Raw genomic sequence first — 1,652 nt, forward strand, 5'->3', positions numbered from 1 at the left:
GCTGCTCAACCGCATCCTCAGCGGCAAGCCCGTGCTGGAGGAAAACGACCTGCAGCACGTCGTGCAGCAGATGCAGCCCCTCGGGCGTGAAATGGTGCGCCTGGGCTGGGAGACGCCTCACCCCATCGCCGACCCGCTGCGCGCCATCTGCAACCGGGCGACCGAGCGCCAGCTGCGCCAGCGCTACCACCTTGCGCGCAGCTTCTGGCGTGCACYGGACGGCTGGCGCACGTCGGCGGCGCACGACAGCGGCGGCCCCGTCGCATTGCTGATGGACAAGCTGCAGCGCATCGGCCACCTGCCGACGACGATGACCGGCTTGCACCGCTTCACGGGCGGTTCAGGCCTGGAGTCTCAGCATGCCAGTGCGCTGTCCGAATTCGTGCTGAAGGACATGGCCCTGAGCCTGGAGCTGGTGCGCCGCGTGAACAACGCGCTCAGGCAGAGCGGCCACCACGGCGAAACGGTGCTGAACATGCAGCGCGCCATCCAGATGCTGGGCCTGGACGGCGTGCAGCTCGCGGCCAACGCGCTCAAGCCCTGGCCGGGGCCGCTGGCGCCGATGGCTGCCGAGATGCTGCGCCAGCTGATGGCTCGCGTCACCAAGGCTGCCCAGGTCGCGCAGGCGCTGCGCCCGGCGGGCTATGACGGCGAGGTCGTGCACCTGATCACGGTCATGCAGAACCTGGGCCGCCTGCTGCTGCAATACCACTTCCCGGATGACGCCCAGCAGATCCGCCAGCTGATGGTGCCGCCCGAGCCCACCGAAGAGCAGCCCAACCCGCCCGCGATGAGCGAGCAGGCGGCGGCCTACGCCGTGCTGGGCTGCGACCTGGACGCCATGGGCGCCGCGGTGGCGCGGCACTGGGGCCTGGGTGACGAGTTGCTGCAGATGATCCGCCGCCAGCCGCTGGACGGCGCCGTGCATCCGGCGCGCAGCGATGCCGATGCCATCCGCCTGACCTGCAGCTTTGCCAACGAACTGATCGACGCCCTCGGCCTGCCCGAGGCGCGCCGCCGCCCGGCGCTGGAAGCCGCGACGCGGCGCTATGCCAAGGCGCTGGGTGTCGGCCTGCGCGAGGTCATGGAAGCCTTGAACCCGGGCGCGCACAAGCCGCCTGCGACCGCGCCGGCCGACGATGGCGCGCCGTCGTCCTCGCTGCGCGAACGTCTGTCCGCCCGCGGCGGCTCCTGAGCTGAATTCATGGCCGACGACGACCTGCCCCCCCAACTCGGTCGCTTCCGTCTGCTGCAGCGCCTGGGCGAGGGCGCGCAGGCCACGGTCTGGCTGGCCCACGACCCGTTGCTGGACCGCGAGGTCGCCGTCAAGCTGCTGAAGGCCCAGTTTGCCGATTCCAGCGAGCCCGGCACCCTCGACGAGTGGCTGCACGAGGCCCGCGCCGTCAGCCGGCTGACCCACCCGAACATCGTGCCGGTCTTCGAGGCCGACGCCCAGGGTGGGCGTTCCTATCTCGTCTTCGAATACGTGTCCGGCGGCACGCTCAGCCAGCGCCTGCGCGCCGGCCCCCGCCCGACGGCGGCCGAGGCCGTCACCCTCATGCTGGGCATCCTGGACGGCCTCACCGCAGCGCACGCCGCCGGCCTCGTGCACCGCGACCTCAAGCCCAGCAACATCCTGCTCGACGCTCGCG

Annotated in this window: 2 protein-coding genes; both read left to right on the forward strand. The window is 71.4% G+C overall.

What is annotated here, in order from left to right; genetic code table 11:
• Window positions 1-1,195 (forward strand): HDOD domain-containing protein (locus AC1DU6_RS30320; RefSeq protein ID WP_477861778.1); only part of this gene is annotated, 1,195 nt, incomplete at its 5' end.
• Window positions 1,196-1,204: 9 nt separating this feature from the next.
• A partial coding sequence (locus tag AC1DU6_RS30325) for a serine/threonine-protein kinase (RefSeq protein WP_477861780.1) occupies window positions 1,205-1,652 on the forward strand: 448 nt, incomplete at its 3' end.

The sequence above is a fragment of the Roseateles sp. P5_B10 genome, assembly GCF_056400485.1.